The sequence below is a fragment of the uncultured Flavobacterium sp. genome (assembly GCF_951805225.1).
Classification (GTDB): Bacteria; Bacteroidota; Bacteroidia; order Flavobacteriales; family Flavobacteriaceae; genus Flavobacterium.
The window spans coordinates 2,371,075-2,389,024 of record NZ_OX638201.1; the positions used below are offsets into that span (position 1 = coordinate 2,371,075).

Here is a 17,950-nt window from a genome sequence, read left to right on the forward strand (position 1 = left end):
TATTTGAAAATATTAATGAATTAAAAACTGAAATTATGAAAACTTTAAAATATTTTTTGATCGGAATACTATTCCTTTCTTTTAGTTATACGCAGGCTCAAGTATCTGTTAATGTTAATATAGGCACTCCTCCTGCATGGGGACCTGCCGGTTATACAGATGTTCGTTATTACTATCTGCCAGACCTTGAAACATATTACGATGTAAACACATCAAACTATGTTTACTTAAATAACGGGAAATGGGTAAGAACCAGATCACTTCCTTCAGCTTACAGAAATTATGATCTCTATAATGAATATAAAGTTGTATTGACAGATTATAGAGGCGATCGTCCTTATGATAATTTCAAAACCCATAAAGTAAAATATGGAAAAGGCTATAAGGGACAACCTCAAAAAACAATTGGTCAAAAGCCCGGCAAAGGAAATAATAAACAAGGGAAAGATAATGGCCATCACGATAATGGCAACCATAATGGAAATGGGAAAGGAAATGGAAAACAGTAATAAAAAAGAGGCTCAATAAAAAGCCTCTTTTTTTATATCAATTATATATCATTCAATACGTAAATCTTTAATTACAATTTGCAATTCTAGGATTATTTACTGCTCCACATTGGAAAGCATATTTACTCTGCGGATATAATGGAGAAGGATTATCGGTTACCTCTAATGGAGATAGTGCCTGGCCATTATAACTCGGCATTGTTATTTGTTCTTTAGATCCGTTTCCCAGTGCTACATTTTTCGCTGTCAAATTTCCATTAAAACTATAATCAATCATTGCATCAAGTAATCTGTAAATTCCATAATAATCATATGCATCATATGAGGTTTGTGTATTAGGAAGATTATGCTCTGCCGTGTAAGTAAAAGTTGGTAAAACTGATTTTTTTATCAAAATAAAATCTTTCTCAGAGTTTGGAATATTTATATTTTTAAAAATATCAATTGCCAGCCTATGATCATTTGTTACGTCGTCATTATAGACCTGAGTTATCAATTTTGTATTTTCAGGGAAACTTTGTAATTCTGCCTGTGTAATTTCATAGGAATACCATTGTGCCATTGCAAAAATAAAACGCCCGTTTTGTCCCCAGCCTTCATCAATAAATCCTTTATGAGCCAAAGCAAAAGAGGCTCCTCCTCCAAATGAATGTCCCATGAAGCCTACTTTTTTTGTGTCAATTATAGTGGGATAATCTGTCACAGCTTTTTTGAAGCTTTGCCAAAGTGTGTCATATCTTTCATCGACTGTTACACCTGTTGTAGGATAAGGTGCAAATACGACAACATATCCTTTTTTTGCAATAAACTCATACAAACCTATATTGTATGCACTTTCTTCACCACCATAAGGATGCGAATAAAAAATAACAGGTTTGGGGGAAGTAATTCCTTTTGGGTAAAAAATTTCAACATTTTTTCCACTATATAATGGGCTTGGAAAACTAATTTTTGCAACTTCATAACTGCCATCCGAACCATATCCGGTTTTTGGCCTGGAAATAGGCCCTGCCAAATCATCATCTATATAAGCAGAATCTTGATTTGATTCATCTGCTTCATTTTTTGAGCAGGATAATAATAGAAAAAAAGAGATTATAAGTAAAATTGGGGTCTTCATTATTTAGGTATTTTAAGATTATTTTAATAAGACTGCTTTTGTATAAAATAGTTTAATTCGACTTTTAAATATTGGTCAATTTAATATAAATAATGAATTTAGGAAATGAAAATACCTTATTTAGAATAATTTAATTATCATATTAAAAGTAATAGGTTCGAATCTGTCAGAATCAAATATAAAACTTTAATCAATGTTAAAGTTAGTCCACCAATTTACAGAATGATTTAAACATAGATATTCCTTATCTAACCATCTCATTCTTTCTTAGCACATGCACAACTTCAATTCCGCTTAAGGTTCGTTTGACCGATTCAAAATTTTTAAAACCTAATCCGCTTTAGATGCGCCATTTGATGAAACGATGGTCCCGTTCTAATATATTGTTGAGATATTTACACTGCTTTTCTCTTCTTCATCTCTGACTCAAGTAAGGTGTAAACTTATAAACCCAGCGCTGAATTGTAGCATGATCAAACTCTTCAAAAAGAAAATCAGTTTAACTCACCTGCAATTAAGGCAATCTTTTAATTAGCAAAATAAAATTGCTTTAAAATTTAGAGTAAACTTATTTTTATTTAATTTTGTATCGATCATTATAAAAATAAATAAAACAATGAGAGGAAGACCTACCATCTACGAAGACTCTAATATTGTAAAAAAAGCGCAAGAAGTTTTTTGGCAGAAAGGATACAGTGCTACCTCATTGAATGATTTACAAAAAGCAACTGGTGCTGGTGCCGGAAGCTTTTATAATACTTTCAAAGGTGGTAAAAAAGAGGTTTTTGAAAAAGCTATTGAAGAACGACGATTGGCTTTTGATGCTTTTAAACTGGAATTAATCAAAAGCGAATCTCCATTAAGATTAATTAAAGACTTTTTTATTAGTATCGCTTCCGCAGAAGAAAATGAGCATCTTAAAGGATGTATTATTGCCAATACGGTTGTAGAAATGACTTTTATAGATAAAAATCTGGAAGCCAGTGCGGTTCAAATTTTAAAAGATGTAGAACAAATGTTTACTAAAGCCATTAAAGATGAAAAATTAAAGGGAAACTTAAAAACACCAACACATCCCGAGATCCTTGGGAAATATCTAATAACATTTTGGTGTGGACTTAATACGCTCAGAAGAATGTATCCAGATAAAAATGTCTTAAAAAATCAAATCGAAATGCAATTAGCTGTTATCAGCTAATTTTTTTGAATATTTATGTATCAATCATTACAAAATTAAAATAATAAAAATGAATTTAAAATTAGAAGGAAAAAGAGCATTTATAAGTGGTTCGACACAAGGAATTGGTTTTGCAATTGCCAAACAATTATTAAATGAAAAAGCTGAAGTCATAATCAATGGAAGACATGAAGAAAAGACAAATTTAGCCGTACAAAAATTAAACGATGAATTTCCAGATGCAGTAATTTCAGGAATTGTATGTGATTTAAAAAAAAAAGAAGAAGTAACTGCTTTATTAACTAAATTAAATAATATTGATATTTTGATTAATAACGTTGGTATTTTCGAATTAAAAGACTTTGAAAATCTGGAAGATGAAGAGTGGTATAGAATATTTGAAGTTAATGTGATGAGCTGTATTAGGCTTTCTAAAAAACTTTTACCGCAAATGCTTCAGAAAAAATCAGGAAGAATTGTTTTTATTAGCAGTGAATCTGGCGTGAATATTCCAGGAAATATGATTCATTACGGAATGACAAAAGCTACAATGACGACAATAAGTAATGGTTTATCTAAACTAACTACAGGTACGGAAGTTACAGTGAATGCTATTTTAGGCGGACCAACTTATTCTGACGGAGTTGCTTCAACAATTGAACATATTGCTGCTTTACAAAATATCGAAATTGAACAAATGAAAAATGCCATTATACAGCAGACCAATCCACACTCTTTATTACAGCGTTTCATTGATCCTGAAGAAATTGCTTCGCTGGCTGTTTATTTGTCAAGTCCGATTTCAATTGCTACGAATGGAGCATCATTAAGAGCAGATGGAGGTGTTTTAAAAACTATCTAATTATTCTAAATTGATATATTCCGTAATAAAAATTAAAATTATTCTTTTTGGTCAACAAAATTATATAGTTTCTGCACTTGTCCGTGTTCAATAACAAACAAATCTGGAGTCGATTTTAATTTTACTACAAAAATTGAATTTGTATTTTCTTGAATTCATTTTTGTGTGATTTAAAAGAGTTCGAAATTATTTCTTAAAAAAATATATTTTTACAATTGAAATACTTATGAATTATAACATTTATTTTAAACAATTTAACAGATTAAAACGTTCAATTTGGGATTTGTAGCATTCGTGACAAAGCTGAAATGGAATGAATTCCTTTTTTGCGACAAAAACTTAAAGCTTTTTTTAGAGTATTTCTGCAAGTTTTGAGTTACATAATTTATAAATTGATTAAGTCTGAAATTAAATATAAAAACCTCCACTGGAGGTTTTTAGTATTGAATTAATTATAACCGTTAAAAATTTATTTAAAAAGCGATATTGTATCTGCCATGTTCTCTTTAATTACAAATACTTTTATAAATTCCTGAACTTTACTTTTCGTTTCATCTGTGGTTTCTAATGAGTTGATATTAATTTCATTATCCTGATATAAAATATGTATAATTTCTGTATATCCCTTACAAATTAAACTTCCCTTTAGTCTGATTATTTCAACTTTTGCTGGCAATCCAAATCCTTTTGGACTTTTTGTTTTATAGCTTTTTCCATCACAGATATTTTAAAATTAATAAAGACCTAATTCAAATCAAATGTAGATATTTTTTATTTTTTGCTCTGTTAAAAAAACAACTCCTTTTTATTTATTATTTAAAAATATTCATCTTCTCATCATAACAGGATTTAGAATGTTTAAAAAGTTTAAAATACTATGCAACACATAGCTTTTAATATTGACAATTAATGAGCTATTGTAGAAATCTCTTCACTTAATTACGGTATTATTTAATAGTTATATAACTCCTGAACTTCCATCCTGCCCTCTGCAGGCTTTTCAAAAGAATTGAAATGAAATTCATCGTCCTGATCCAAAATATTAATAATTTCAGTATAGCCCTTAGAAATTGAGTTGCCTTTTAATTTAATTATATCATTTTGCTGGAGTACGTTCAGATCCTTACGAACCTGCAGTTTAACAACTTTTTGCTTTCTAAATTTTAAATTGACATTATAAAATCTACGCTAAAATTAGAAAATAATTGGCTCAAAAACTAACTTTAACACAACATCAATTTTTTCATAAACAAAAAACATTGTAAAAAAGAGAAGGTGAAGTATTTTTAAATGTAATGGATATTTTTAATACATTAGTCTTACAAAAAAAAATAAAATAAGAAGATTTTAGTTATATCACCAAAGATTATTACGAAACACCAGTAATATGTTTTGGAATCAGTTACAAATTTTAGATTTTTTTTAATCAGTTATTAAAAATTCAGAATTAATTCTGAATTGTATTTTAAAATTCACGCTTATTAAAAGTTATGCCGAAACTAAATCCGTCTCACAGCAGATACGCTGTATTATTCTATTTTATGATATGGTTTTTAATCCTGTCACAAATCCTTAGAATCACTTTTTTTATATGGCAGTATGATGAAGTATCCTGGAACATCATAAACCTTTTCAGAACACTTTTTACAGGCTTATTCTATGATATCGGAACAATTACTTTTGTGACACCTACCGCTATTCTTTATTATACGGTTATGCCTAACAAATGGATTGGTTCAGTCCTGGATAAAATTTTAATTTATTTCTTTACCACCTTAACGGTCTTTATTCTGGTGTTTACCTTTTTTGCAGAACTGACCTTTTGGGATGAGTTTAAGACTCGCTTTAATTTCATAGCAGTGGACTACTTAATCTATACCCATGAAGTAGTGGCTAATATCGAGCAGTCCTACCCGCTTCCTTTATTGGTTGGAGGTGTGCTGCTACTTACTATGCTTTTTATTTTCATTTTCTTTAAAAGAGGAGCCTTCGGTAGTACCTTTACAACCAAAGCAAGTGCAAAAACCAGATTAACGGTTTTGAGCGTTTCGGCAGCGGTTGCATTATTCTTTGGATTTTTTATCCATAATTATCAGACCGAATGGTCAGCGAATCGTTATAACTCGGAAATTTCAAAATCAGGAATCTATTCTTTTTTTGCTGCTTTTCGCAACAACCAGATGAAGTATGTTGATTTCTATACTTCTATAGGTAACGATAAAGCATTTGGAATTATAAAAGAAAAACTTAAAGATCCGAATAGCCGTTACAATTCTGCGGGATATTCTATTCATAGAACCATAAAGGACAGCGCAGCATCTGACCAGAAAAAAAATATAGTTTTTGTTCTGGTTGAAAGCTTAAGCGGCAGTTTTTTAAAGGAGTTTGGAAACAAGGAAAACATAACACCTTTTATGGACAGTCTGGCCCAGAAAAGTATATTTTTTAATGATCTTTACGCAACAGGTACGCGAACAGTTCGGGGTATGGAAGCAGTGACACTCTGTATTCCTCCCACCCCAGGACAGTCGATTGTAAAAAGACCTGAAAATCAAAATCTATATACGGTTTGCAGTGTTTTTAAATCAAAAGCATATGACTGTAATTTTTTCTACGGAGGAGACGGCTATTTTGATAACATGAATGCCTATTTTGGCGGAAACGGCTTTACAATATATGACCGGGGGCGCGGTAGTGTACTGAGTGATAAGATAAAAACAACCAGATATAACATCGATGACAATGAAGTAACATTTGAGAATGCATGGGGAATATGCGATGAAGATATCTTCAATAAAATGCTTAGCGTTGCTGATGCGCAGTATAAAAACAATAAGCCTTTTTTCAATTTTGTCATGACCACTTCCAATCACAGGCCCTTTACCTATCCATCGGGAAAAATTGACATTCTATCTGGAACCAGCCGTGAAGGAGCAGTAAAATATACTGACTTTGCCTTAAGGGAATTATTCAGGAAAGCCAGCCAGAAACCGTGGTTTAAAAATACGGTGTTTGTAATCATTGCAGACCACTGTGCCAGCAGCGCCGGCAAGGATGAAATAGATGTTGCCAATTATCATATTCCGGCTCTCATAGTAAACCTGCCCGAGCAGTACAACCAAAAAATTACCAGGCAGTGTTCTCAGATTGACCTGTGGCCTACCCTGTTCTCTATTTTCAAATGGAATTATGAGTCTGACTTTTTTGGAAAAAACGTACTTGATCCAAAGTTTGAAGAGCGTGCCCTAATGGGTACCTATCGTAAGCTGGTATTGATGAAAAAAGAAAAAGTAATGATTTTATCAGACCAGAAAAAACAGGCTTTTTACTCCTGGAATAAAGAAGATAACAGCCTTAAGTCCATACCTATGAACCAGCCGTTCCTTGAAGAAACTATTGCATGGTACCAGACTGCCGATTACCTTTTTACCAATAAATTATTAAAATAATAGTAACCTATATACATTTTATAATCAATCCAATTTAAAGTGGATACCCTTTTTGCCACAAAAAGTTAAGGTGGTTTGTAAAGATATTTGACCATTCCAAGTTTTATGGCAGAATCGTGGCGCATTTCATTTTGAAAAAGTACAACATCAGCAAAATCAAGGCCTAAGAAGTTTAGGTTCGAAACTTTTACACTCTGCGGTTGATTTAAAAGGAAACTTTTCAAAGTCTACAAAAAGTCAAAATTTATGGAAGCCCTGCATTTTAAATATTTATAATTATATTTGTAAAGCAAAAGAATAATACAACTTCTTGTTAGTTCGTTAGTACTCTAATTTTTGTGCATGTTTGAATATTGAAATAGTAAAATTGAATTTGGGTGCAGAATCGGTGCATTAGGTTCCAGACATTTATAAATACGTAGCAAAGACGGGATCTAAACACATAAAGTTCGAATCCTGCTCTCCCCACTAAAAGTCCTAATGAAAATTAGGACTTTTTTTATGCCCTAAATTTAGATGTTTTTTTTGCCACAAAATAGGATCAACGCAAAAACCTGTGGAGAAACATAAAATATTTTGTATTGACTAATTATTTTAACCGCAAAGGGCGCAAAGGCTTTTTATTCCTAAGGTTTTATATAAACGCAAAGTTCGCAAAGCTATATTGATAAAGCTTTGCGAACTTTGCGTTTAAGGAGCGTAATCTATAACAAAAAAACCTTTGCGCCCTTTGCGGTTAAATTCATGCTTAATTTTTATAGTTCCACAGGTTATTGCATTGATCCATTCTTAACTTATTGAAATTTAAAAAAGAATCATTAAAAATTTTTAGCTTTCATTTAAAGTAACTGAACTGAGAAATAACGGATAAGACTCTATATTTTTTGCCTGCAGGTCTGCATAATTATTATTTTCTTGTAAGTTTTCATTTTTTGTTTGCAAACATGAAAAACGTTCTTATATTTGCAACCGCTTAGAAAAACAAAGCGCACTAACGCTGAGATCGGGGAGATACTCAAGCGGCCAACGAGGGCAGACTGTAAATCTGCTGTGAAAACTTCGCAGGTTCGAATCCTGCTCTCCCCACTAAAAAGTCCTAATAAAAATTAGGACTTTTTTTATGGCAAAATTTCATTGCTGAGAATTCAAAAATAAAATCTTCCGTAAATAAAAAAACATATAAAAACTACAAATTCAAGGATTCGTAGTTTTTATATGTTTCTAAGGTAATTTCAATCTTTATAAAGATACTCAAAAGTTTTATGGCAGAATCACGGAAAATGGTGATTTTGAAAAAACTCAAAATATAATTTGATAGCGCTGCTATTCTATATTTAAATCAAAAACCCCCAATACTGGAAATAAACTCCTAAAACAATTAAAGAGAAAAGAATTGTTGAAATAACGCTTGCATTTGAAATTGACTTAAGTTTAAATGTAAAATAAATCAATGAAAATATAGTAAATAGAATAAAAAGCCACTGTACTACAAACAAATAGCTAAACTGACTGCGCATACCGAAAGCCAGTATATAAAAATTTTCCTGAGCTGTGTTGTTTATAGCTAAAACAAACCCGATGATGGCAAACAGCCCTAATAGAGAAGCAATTACAATTAAGATCCTGATAAATTTATTTGCTTTAGTATCGATTTCCTTTTTTATAAAGAAATAAATAAATACAAAAATTGAAATCAATAAAATAATAAAGGCAATGAGCAATGGTGCAAAAAATAAAAGGTTGAAACCATTTAGACTATTTGCAAAGTGAGAAACCCCGCCGTTTAATTCTACATCTGTAACAAAATTGACTTTATCAACAGATTCAAATCCTGTTACATCAAGTTTTTTACCTGGATTACTGATGAAATCATCAATAACTTTAGCTCCGATTTTGGAAAAAGCGGGAGCATGTCCAAAAACCGGAGCATCAACTAACAAAACATTTTTAAATCTTGCTGCAGTAATTTTTCCATTTGAAGGCGGAGTAATTGGGTCAAAATTTCCTGAAAGCACTAACACTGGAGCTTGCAATTCAGACAGATTCGACAGATCATTTTTGGCTTTAGCTGTTGTTACGTTTCCTAAATTCCATTTTTCGCATACTAAAAAATCTGATTTATAAAACGATAAACCGCCTTTTAATTTTTTATACTTAGCTGCATTCAAATCAAATGCTGTGATCGAGTTATACGGAATGGCCTCGTTGCAACTCACACAATAATACTGACCGTAATCTAAACTTAATGCTCCAGAAAATGCCGCTACAAGTGAACTTAATGTATTTGTATTGCCTTTGTTAAACTCGGTGATTAATAACGGTAAAAGTTCTATTAATTTTTTTTGGTACAACGCCTGCTGAATAGAAATTTTAAAATCCTGAGCATTATAAGTGAACTCCCCTTTCGGGATTATCTTTTGATCTACTTTTACGGTTATTGGCTTTTTTTCTAATTTCTCTATTGTTTCATAATATACATTCTCTAAATCAGGATATTGTTTATTGCAGTTTGGGTCATTTTTACAAGCATTAAAAACTTTTTCCAGACTGGTGACATAGTTTGAAGTATTCAAATTATAATAGTTGGAAATATCAGAAATTGAAGAATTGAGAACCAAAGATTTGATGTCCTGAGGAAAATCATTTGCATAAACCTGAGCTGTATACGTCCCGTAAGAAGTACCATAAACGTTCCAATTATTATAACCCAGTTCTTTTTTTAAAGCATTTAGATCTTTAGCGATAGACTTGCTGTTATATTCGTTTATGTCAATATCTCTAATCAATAAATCTTGTCTGCAGGCCGCTGCCGCTATAGCTTTTTGCTTTTCGTCTTGTGTTGTGTTTTGATTTTTGGCTAATATTTCTAAAAATTTCTTTCCTAAATCCGGACAAAATTTAGGAAGCGAAAAACCCGTTCCTCTTACATCTGCCAAAATAATATCACTGTTGCTTCTTAACGGATGCTTAAGCCAGCCCCATATTCCATTAATTCCTCCTGCTCCCGGGCCTCCTTCAATATAAATAACAGGATTTGTATCTGCTTTTCCAGAAGTATTTTTTAAAACTGCCACCGCAATTTTAATTTTTTTTCCATTGGGTTTATCCCAATTTTCAGGAACGGTTAAATATCCCCATTCGATGTTTTCTTCGTTTATGCTTTTTGCTTCAGGAAAAAAAGTCGAAGTTTTCTCAAATTTAAAAGCAGGCGTTTGAGAAAACAAACAAGTTGGCAATAGGCATAGTAATAAAAATAACTTTAATATGTTTTTCATTTTATTCTTAATTAATTATTAGCTTACAATATATTTTTTCAAAACAACCTCATTAAAATTCGTTTTTAATGAAACTGTACATTTATATTTTTCATCAATTTTAATCTCTTTCAAGTAGAATTTTTCTCCATTAATTATGGTGCTGTCTTCTGTAATTTCAAATGATTTCAGGGGAATTGTCAACCCGTGTCCATGTGCTTTTATAACCGCTTCTTTTTGTGTCCAGTAACTAAAAAAAGAGCTCTTTTTATTATTGGAATTTATAATTTCACTCCATTCGTTTTCAGTCATCTGAAATTTAAAATCATCGATTGTAACATCGCTTATAATTTCGATATCAATTCCTATTTCGTTTTTCAGACTTAATGCACAAACCACAATCTCTCCGGAATGTGAAATATTAAACTGTATTAAATTATCTTCAAAAAAAGGCTTATTATACTTCGTGAATTTTATTTCCTTATCAGCAGGACAAAATAAACCGACTTCCTTAATTCCTTCAAACAATAATATCCTGCCCAAAAGCGATAATTGTGCATCTTGCCATCGTCTAAACCTTCTAATTTTATTCTGATATTCTTCTGAAAAATGATGCAGGTTATTTTTCAATAAACTTTCATGATTTTCCTCTGACAAATAAGAATAATAGATATAAATCAAAACTCCGGCTGTTTATTAAAAATTAAAATCAAAATCAGATACAGTGTTTTTCTCCACCTCTGTTTTAGCATCAATAAAATCTAATGCCAATGATGGATTTTTTATTATTTCGCTTAAAAGTGCCGTATATGTAACTGCAATTATCTGTATCGTATCCTTCTCAAATAAATCACTATTATAATCTATAATTCCTTTTAAGGTATTTCCGCTTTCAAATAAATTAAACACGATTGGCAGTCTGCTGTATTTATTATCAAGAGGATAAGAAGCTAATTTTAGACCGTTTAATGCATCAATATTTTCAAATGAAAATTCAGGATTTTGATACACCAACATTACATCAAAAACAGATTGTGGAATTTTATTAAACGGAACATCTTGATAATCATTAATTTCTAATAAATTACTTTGGGTATTTTTTAATAACTTCGCAAAGGTTTGTTCCTGCTCTATTTTTGTTCTTAAAATAAGTGTTTTAACAAACATTCCTATTTGATTATTTAGTTCCGGAATATTTCTTCCTGAGTTTGCAATTCCAATAGTAATATCATTATGATTGGAGAACTTGTAGATCAAAACATTTAAAGATGCTGCCAAAACGGTATAAAAAGTAACGTGTTCCTTAAGCGCAAATTTCTTTAAAGCCGAGGTTGTTTCCGGATTTAGTTCAAATAAAAACCTGTCTCCTTTATTCTGGTTCTGTTTACTGTCAAAATCCGTCTCAAATGAAGAAGCAAATTCATAATTCTGTAAGTAATTTTTCCAGAACAATTCATTTTTTGCAGCATTATCTTCTTGTGTTTTATTAAACCATTCTGAATAATCTTTAAATTGATATTTCAAAATGTGCTCTTTTGATATTCCTGCAGCATTATTTTCATTATAATTTTCAATAAATTCTTTAATGAAAATCTCTATAGACAAACCATCCATAATAATGTGGTGCGTGCAAAAAAGCAGTACATATTTGTTTTCCGCTATTTGAAAAAGCATAACTCTCAACAGTAAATCTGTTTCTAAATCAAATGCAGTATTAATTAATCTATTTATAACCTCATCTGCTTTTTCATCTCCTTTTTCATGCGTAGAAACTGCAAATTTTACATTTTCGAAAGGATTAATTTTTTGATGTGGAATTCCGTTTATCTCAATAAAATTGGTTCTTAAGATTTCATGTCGATTAATGATTTTATTGACTGCATTCGAAATTTTGTCCAAATCTGCAATTCCTTCTATTTGATAAGCTGCAGACATATTGTATGCTATAGAAGTATTTTTTCGCTGAGATGCCAGCCAAATATGGTATTGAGATTGTGTTAAATCATAAAAAACTTTAGTTTCTGAAAGTGGTATAACGGCTGATTGATTGGGAGCAAGTTTTTGCAGATAATCGGCCAGTAATTCAATTGTAGGATAATCAAAAATAGTTTTTAGAGAAATATCCAGTGAAAGTTCTTTGGTTATCAAACCAATTAATTTAACGGCATTTAAAGAATGTCCTCCTAATGCAAAAAAATTATCACTTACACTTATTGGTTCTTTGCTGTGTAAAACCTCTTTCCAATAGTAAGAAAGTTTTTTTTCTAAATCTGAAATGGGAGCTTTAAAATCATCATAATTTATTTCCTGATGAATGGCTCTTTGAGATAAAGATTTTCGATCTATTTTTTGATTTGGTGTAAGAGGAAATTCTTCCAAAGCAATAATTACGTTTGGAATCATATAATAAGGAAGATTTTCTTTTAGCACTTTTTTTATCCCTTCTATGTCAACTTCTTGCTGACTTTTTACAAAATAAGCTACTAAAAAAGCTTCTTGCTGCTCTAATTTTTTAGCAATAACAACTGAATTGTGAATCCCTTCTATTTGGTTGAACTGCGACTCAATATCGCCAAGTTCGATTCTGTAACCTCTTATTTTAACCTGATTGTCATTTCTTCCTAAAAATATGATTTCTCCATTATCATTCCATTTCCCAACGTCACCTGTTTCGTACAGTAAACTATCGCTGTGAAACGGATTTGTTATAAATTTTTCGTTTGTTAATTTCTCATTTTTATAATATCCTTTGGCAAGTCCATCGCCTGCTATGTAAATTGCTCCCGGAACTCCTATAGGTTTTGGGCTAAGAAATTCATCCAGAATATAAAACTGTGTGTTGTTTATTGGTTTTCCAATGTTTGAAGCGTCTCTAAACTGTTCAATTCTTTTTGAGCTTGACCAAATCGTAGTTTCGGTTGGGCCGTACATATTCCAAATTTCAAAACTATTTTTTATCAGTTTTTCTGCCAATGCCTCACTTAATAAATCTCCGCCGCAGAGCACTTTTAATCGCTTACTGCCTTGCCAGCCTACGTTAAAAAGCATTTGATAAAAACTTGGCGTAGCCTGAATTATAGTAGGCTGTATTTCTTCTATTTTTTGAATAATCAAATTTGGATCAGCCAAAAAGCTTTGATTGGCAACATATAAAACTGCTCCTGATATTAGCGGAACAAAAAACTCTAATATCGAAATATCAAAGGAATAGGTTGTTACCGAAAAAAAGGTATCGTTTGTGCCAACGCCAGGTTTTTGCTGAATACTGGTTAAAAAGTTAAGCAATGCTTTGTGACCAATTTCTACTCCTTTTGGGTTTCCGGTTGAACCTGATGTGTAAATGATATAAGCTGTGTCTTGGGGAGAAACTATTTTTCCCGAAGTTCCATTAAAGGTATCTATGCTTTCAAAAATGCTTTCAAAAATACTTTCTAATGATATTACGCGCACATCTGCAGCTGTATTTAGCAGATATTCTTTTTCATTTATAAGTATTTTACTTTGGCTGTTTTCAATAATATAATTGAGTCTGTCTTCTGGAAATGCCGGATCTAATGGAATGTATGATCTTCCCGATTTTAATATTCCTAATAAAACAACTACCATATCTGCCGATCGGTCTAATAATACAGCAATTGGAGATTTGTCTTTTTTACCGTAGGCTGCGATTAAAAATTGAGCTATTTGGTTTGATAATTTATTAAGCTCAGCATAAGAGTATGATTTATACTCATCTTTTAAAGCTTCTTTTCCGGGGAAATCCTCAACTTGTTTCTGAAATAAATCTAGTAATGTTGCGTCATTTTGATAATCCGTTTTTGTATCATTAAATGCTTCTAAAACCTGAGTTCTTTCGTCTTTGGTTACATAAATCAGTTCTTTTAACTTTTTATCAGGATGAATTAAAATATTCGTAAGCAGGTTTTCAAAATGATGAACTACTTGTGTAATTCGGGTTTCGGTAAAATAATTTAAGTTGTAATCAAAATCTATTTTTACATCTTCGAGTTCATCAAATTCGCGAATATAAACTGCCAGAGCAACTCGTTCTGATTGATGTGTTAACGGAATTACTTTGGTTTGTGTATTCTTAAAATTATCAGCATAATTTTGCTTTTCATAAGAAAGTGTAATATTGAATATTTTGTCTTTTTCCTTAAAAACCTGAAGTTCCTGAATTAATTTTCCTAAAGGAAATCGCTGATGACGATAATCGTTTCTCAATTGGTTTTTAATCAAATTGATTAAATCTACAAAAGCGGCATCAAAATCCAGAGCAATTCTTAAGGGCGATACTCCCATAAAAAGTCCTACTGTTTTCTTGTATATTGATTTGCTTCTGTTTAAAACTGGTAATCCAATGGCAAAATCATTGTTTTGATGTTTTCTTCCAAAATAAGTAAACAAAATACCTAAAATTAAATGAAAAGAAGAGCAGTTAGATGCTGCCGCCAACTGGTTTAATTGATTGTATACTTCTCTTTTAATAATCAATTCTTTTCGGCTGCTTTTATTGTTTTCTGCCAAATCATTTTCTTTTTCTAACAAAGCTTCGGGCAGTGTTCTAAATTTCTCTGTCCAATACTTTTTATCTTCTAAAAAAGACTCCGAGTTTTGGTATTGAAAATCATCTTCTGCAAAATTTTTATAACTAAAAGGATAAGTTGTTATAACATCTCCGGATTCATGGATTTCATTATAATTCTGCACCAATCGCTGAAACATTAGTGATGTTCCCCAGCCATCGGTAATAATATGATGGTAAACCGAAAATAAATAATGAAAACTGTCATTTACTTTTACCAATGTAAAAACATGCAGCAGATTTTCATTAAATAAATCAAAAGGTTTCATAAACTCTTTCTGCATATAAACAGAAGCTTCTTCTTCGGGATTTACAGCATCAGAAAAATCAATAAAGTTTAATTGAGCTTGATACGCCTCTAAAACTTTGAAAGTTGTTTCTTCTTTATCTTTTACCAGAACGCTTCTGTACGTATCATGCTGCTCTATAAGCTTTGTATAGGCTTTATTAAAAGTTTCAGTATTTATTACACCTTTAATTTCAACTTTAGCCCCAATATTATATATAGGATCATTAGGAAATAATAATTGCTCAAAATAAACATCTTGTTGTGGAAGAGTAAGTTTCATTGAAAAGTGTGGTATTAATTATGAATTACAAAATTTTATGCTTTATGAAAGTGTTATTTAACTCTCGACTTCATTACGCCATAAACTTTCTGTGTGCAGGATTTCGTCTTTTACTTTAAAATCTTTTACAATTTCTCCGTAATCAAATTTTAGTATTCTGTCTGCGTATTTAAAATAAGCATCATCATGAGTTACTGCTATGATTGTTTTACCTTCTTCTTTTAACTTAGGCAGTAAGTTTTCGTAAAAATATTTTCTAAAATGCGGATCCTGATCAGCTGCCCATTCGTCTAATACAAGAATTGGTTTATCTTCTAAAAGTGCAAAAATCAATGACATTCTTTTGCCCTGCCCTTTAGAGAAAGGTCTTCTTGCAGAATCTTCTCTGTCATCCTGAATTACTTTGTCCAGCTCCATTATTCTTAAAAGCTCCAGATATTCTTTGTTGTTTTCTAAGGCATATTGGTCGTAATTTTTAGAGTAAATATGGTTATCTGTAAAAACTGCCGATATGAGGTTTTGCGTTGTTGTATTTTTCTTTTCGTATTCCTGTTCGTTTAGTATGATTTCTCCTTCTGTTGGCTGATACAAACCGGTTAAAATATTGATAAAAGTACTTTTACCGCTACCGTTTCCGCCAATAATAAAGATCATTTCTCCTTTTTCTATTGAAAGGTTTACCGGGCCTAAAGCAAATGTTTTTTCGGCAGCGTTATTTTCATATTCAAAATGAATATTATCAAATCGTAAGGATTTAAATGCTTCCGGATCTGTTTTTTTAATGGTAACGGCCAATTCTACGCTGTCAAAATCTTTCAAAAAATTCTTTATCCTGTTATTGGCTACAGTTAATCTGGTATAAACATTCTGCATATTAATCAGGTTGTTTATCGGTCCTGATACAAACAATAAAATCACTACATAAGAGATAACGTCTTCTCTTTTTAATATTCCTATTTCCGGAAGAAAAAACAAAATGGAACCAATAACTAAATACAACCCATATTGACTTATCAAGTTGATGGATAAAAAGACATAATTGATATTAAAATCCAGTTTTTTGGCATTTTCTCTATTTGGAGACAAATGTTCCGTCATTAAATTATCTCGTCTGTGCGTGCTTAATTTAAAACCTTTGAATCCTTTTATTACATCGTCTACATACTTATAATAATGTTCGTTATACTTTCTAAGCGTGGTTACTTTTTGCGACATTGTATTGATGACCAAAAAATAGGTTACAGCGATGAGAATTATTAAAGTAACAACGACCAAAGCCGCAGAAACAGACAGCGTAAATAAGTATATCATACAAAGCAAAAGCATTAATAAGGAATTGATGGTATGCGTTACTACTTCCGGAAAAGTGGCAAAAATCCTTAAATCTTCAATTGCGGTATAAAATCGCTGTGAGCCTAGTTTTTCTAAAATAATTAAGGGAGCTTTTAATATTTTGTCAAATATTTTTTTCTCATTTTCATATAATATTTCAAAAGAAAATTGATTGATTTTTTTCTGAAAAACAATATTTAGCAAATAGGTATATATAACAGTCGAGACAAATACAATTCCCATATAATCTGTTATGAAATCTATTTTTCCAGATATCACATTATTGATGATATAAACAATTCCGAAGCTTAAAATCGTATTGGGTATTGCATAAAGCAAAAGATAAATTACATAGGAAAATTTCAATTTAAACATAATAGTTTCTATTTTGATTGATTAAATGTTTTTTATGCTGACTTATAAAAATACTGGCTAATTGAACAGCTGATTTGTATATAAAAAAATGATCGCCGTTCCATATTTCAGAGGTAAAAGTATTGTTGGTAAAGTTTTTCCAGTTTTCGATTTTATCACCGTTATCTTCATCAGAACCCATAAGAGCATAAATTGGTGTATTTATCTTTAAGTCTTTTTCTGAAGAAAAACCCGTTTCCAAACACTCAAAATCGGCTCTTATTATGGGCAGAAAATAGTCGAACAAATCATTGTTTTCTCTTATTTCCTTTGCGATTCCGCCTAAAATCATGAGTTCTTTTTTAAAATTTAAATCATCTAATTGATGATACAGGAAATCTTTATTTTTTTTTATTCCCGGCCCCGGATTTCCGGAAACAATAAGTAATTCGGGATTATCTCCGTCAGCTTCCATTTTTGCGGCAACAGAAAATCCTAAAGCCGCTCCCATACTATGACCATAAATCATATAAGGCTCTCCGTTTCTTAAAGATTTAATTTGCTTATAATAATCTTCAATCGCCTGATCTTTATTGATAATTAATTTCTCTTTATGCCTTTTACCTCTTCCGGGTAATTCAAGTGGAATGAAATCGACAGCTGTTATCTCTTTTCTAAGAAATTCAAACGAGTAAACATTTCCTCCGGCAAAGTGTAATAAAAAAAGCTGCATATTTTG

11 protein-coding genes, 1 tRNA gene and 1 pseudogene are annotated in these 17,950 nt (G+C 31.3%); 5 read left to right on the forward strand and 8 right to left on the reverse strand.

Translation table 11 applies throughout. The features are described from left to right. Nucleotides 1-35: 35 nt before the first annotated feature. A complete protein-coding gene (locus WN975_RS09720; protein ID WP_337966361.1) occupies nucleotides 36-509 on the forward strand; it encodes a hypothetical protein in 474 nt (157 codons plus the stop codon). Between the two features lie 67 nt (nucleotides 510-576). Here WN975_RS09720 and WN975_RS09725 read toward each other — a convergent pair whose 3' ends face one another. Next, on the reverse strand, nucleotides 577-1,629 hold the full coding sequence (locus WN975_RS09725; RefSeq protein ID WP_089482088.1) for an alpha/beta hydrolase: 1,053 nt from the start codon (nucleotides 1,627-1,629) through the stop codon (nucleotides 577-579). A 244-nt stretch (nucleotides 1,630-1,873) separates the two neighbouring features. Then, a pseudogene (locus WN975_RS09730) lies at nucleotides 1,874-2,041 on the reverse strand (DDE-type integrase/transposase/recombinase); the annotation flags it as partial. 204 nt (nucleotides 2,042-2,245) lie between these two features. On the opposite strand from WN975_RS09730, the gene WN975_RS09735 reads away from it, so the two are divergent. Together WN975_RS09735 and WN975_RS09740 are read left to right on the forward strand one after the other, a co-directional pair. After that, nucleotides 2,246-2,827 (forward strand): TetR/AcrR family transcriptional regulator, encoded by a 582-nt coding sequence (locus tag WN975_RS09735; RefSeq protein WP_089482087.1) that lies wholly within the window; start codon nucleotides 2,246-2,248, stop codon nucleotides 2,825-2,827. Nucleotides 2,828-2,876: 49 nt separating this feature from the next. Beyond that, complete coding sequence (locus WN975_RS09740; protein WP_337966362.1) at nucleotides 2,877-3,668, forward strand: SDR family oxidoreductase; 792 nt, start codon at nucleotides 2,877-2,879, stop codon at nucleotides 3,666-3,668. A gap of 469 nt (nucleotides 3,669-4,137) precedes the next feature. Here the strand turns inward: WN975_RS09740 and WN975_RS09745 are convergent, their stop codons facing one another. Then, nucleotides 4,138-4,344, reverse strand: coding sequence for a hypothetical protein (locus tag WN975_RS09745; protein ID WP_338140818.1), 207 nt, complete (start codon nucleotides 4,342-4,344; stop codon nucleotides 4,138-4,140). 814 nt (nucleotides 4,345-5,158) lie between these two features. Between WN975_RS09745 and WN975_RS09750 the strand changes: the two genes are divergently transcribed. Both WN975_RS09750 and WN975_RS09755 read left to right on the forward strand, forming a co-directional pair. After that, the gene (locus WN975_RS09750) at nucleotides 5,159-7,117 is read left to right on the forward strand and encodes a sulfatase-like hydrolase/transferase (RefSeq protein WP_337966363.1); all 1,959 of its coding nucleotides are present in this window, start codon (nucleotides 5,159-5,161) and stop codon (nucleotides 7,115-7,117) included. Between the two features lie 1,005 nt (nucleotides 7,118-8,122). Continuing rightward, nucleotides 8,123-8,203: transfer RNA gene (locus WN975_RS09755), tRNA-Tyr, on the forward strand. Between the two features lie 248 nt (nucleotides 8,204-8,451). On the opposite strand, the gene WN975_RS09760 is transcribed toward WN975_RS09755, so the two are convergent. Genes WN975_RS09760 through WN975_RS09780 form a run of 5 tightly spaced genes read right to left on the reverse strand, consistent with a single transcriptional unit; the run spans nucleotide 8,452 to nucleotide 17,944 of the window. Then, nucleotides 8,452-10,392, reverse strand: a complete 1,941-nt coding sequence (locus WN975_RS09760) for an alpha/beta fold hydrolase (RefSeq protein ID WP_337966364.1) — start codon at nucleotides 10,390-10,392, stop codon at nucleotides 8,452-8,454. An 18-nt stretch (nucleotides 10,393-10,410) separates the two neighbouring features. Continuing rightward, nucleotides 10,411-11,052 (reverse strand): 4'-phosphopantetheinyl transferase superfamily protein, encoded by a 642-nt coding sequence (locus tag WN975_RS09765; RefSeq protein WP_337966365.1) that lies wholly within the window; start codon nucleotides 11,050-11,052, stop codon nucleotides 10,411-10,413. 15 nt (nucleotides 11,053-11,067) lie between these two features. Next, complete coding sequence (locus WN975_RS09770; RefSeq protein ID WP_337966366.1) at nucleotides 11,068-15,525, reverse strand: amino acid adenylation domain-containing protein; 4,458 nt, start codon at nucleotides 15,523-15,525, stop codon at nucleotides 11,068-11,070. Nucleotides 15,526-15,582: 57 nt separating this feature from the next. Next, nucleotides 15,583-17,232: a cyclic peptide export ABC transporter gene (locus WN975_RS09775; protein WP_337966367.1), complete on the reverse strand. Its 1,650-nt coding sequence runs from the start codon at nucleotides 17,230-17,232 to the stop codon at nucleotides 15,583-15,585. Beyond that, nucleotides 17,225-17,944: a thioesterase domain-containing protein gene (locus WN975_RS09780; protein ID WP_337966368.1), complete on the reverse strand. Its 720-nt coding sequence runs from the start codon at nucleotides 17,942-17,944 to the stop codon at nucleotides 17,225-17,227. The genes WN975_RS09775 and WN975_RS09780 overlap by 8 nt, the downstream gene beginning before the upstream one ends. Nucleotides 17,945-17,950: the final 6 nt, after the last annotated feature.

Excerpts from the sequence above, each read along its gene's own strand:
- WN975_RS09750 (WP_337966363.1), top strand. The coding sequence starts at position 5,159 with ATGCCGAAACTAAATCCGTCTCACAGCAGATACGCTGTATTATTCTAT.
- WN975_RS09725 (WP_089482088.1), bottom strand. The coding sequence starts at position 1,629 with ATGAAGACCCCAATTTTACTTATAATCTCTTTTTTTCTATTATTATCC.
- WN975_RS09780 (WP_337966368.1), bottom strand. The coding sequence starts at position 17,944 with ATGCAGCTTTTTTTATTACACTTTGCCGGAGGAAATGTTTACTCGTTT.
- WN975_RS09775 (WP_337966367.1), bottom strand. The coding sequence starts at position 17,232 with ATGTTTAAATTGAAATTTTCCTATGTAATTTATCTTTTGCTTTATGCA.
- WN975_RS09740 (WP_337966362.1), top strand. The coding sequence starts at position 2,877 with ATGAATTTAAAATTAGAAGGAAAAAGAGCATTTATAAGTGGTTCGACA.
- WN975_RS09760 (WP_337966364.1), bottom strand. The coding sequence starts at position 10,392 with ATGAAAAACATATTAAAGTTATTTTTATTACTATGCCTATTGCCAACT.
- WN975_RS09720 (WP_337966361.1), top strand. The coding sequence starts at position 36 with ATGAAAACTTTAAAATATTTTTTGATCGGAATACTATTCCTTTCTTTT.
- WN975_RS09735 (WP_089482087.1), top strand. The coding sequence starts at position 2,246 with ATGAGAGGAAGACCTACCATCTACGAAGACTCTAATATTGTAAAAAAA.
- WN975_RS09770 (WP_337966366.1), bottom strand. The coding sequence starts at position 15,525 with ATGAAACTTACTCTTCCACAACAAGATGTTTATTTTGAGCAATTATTA.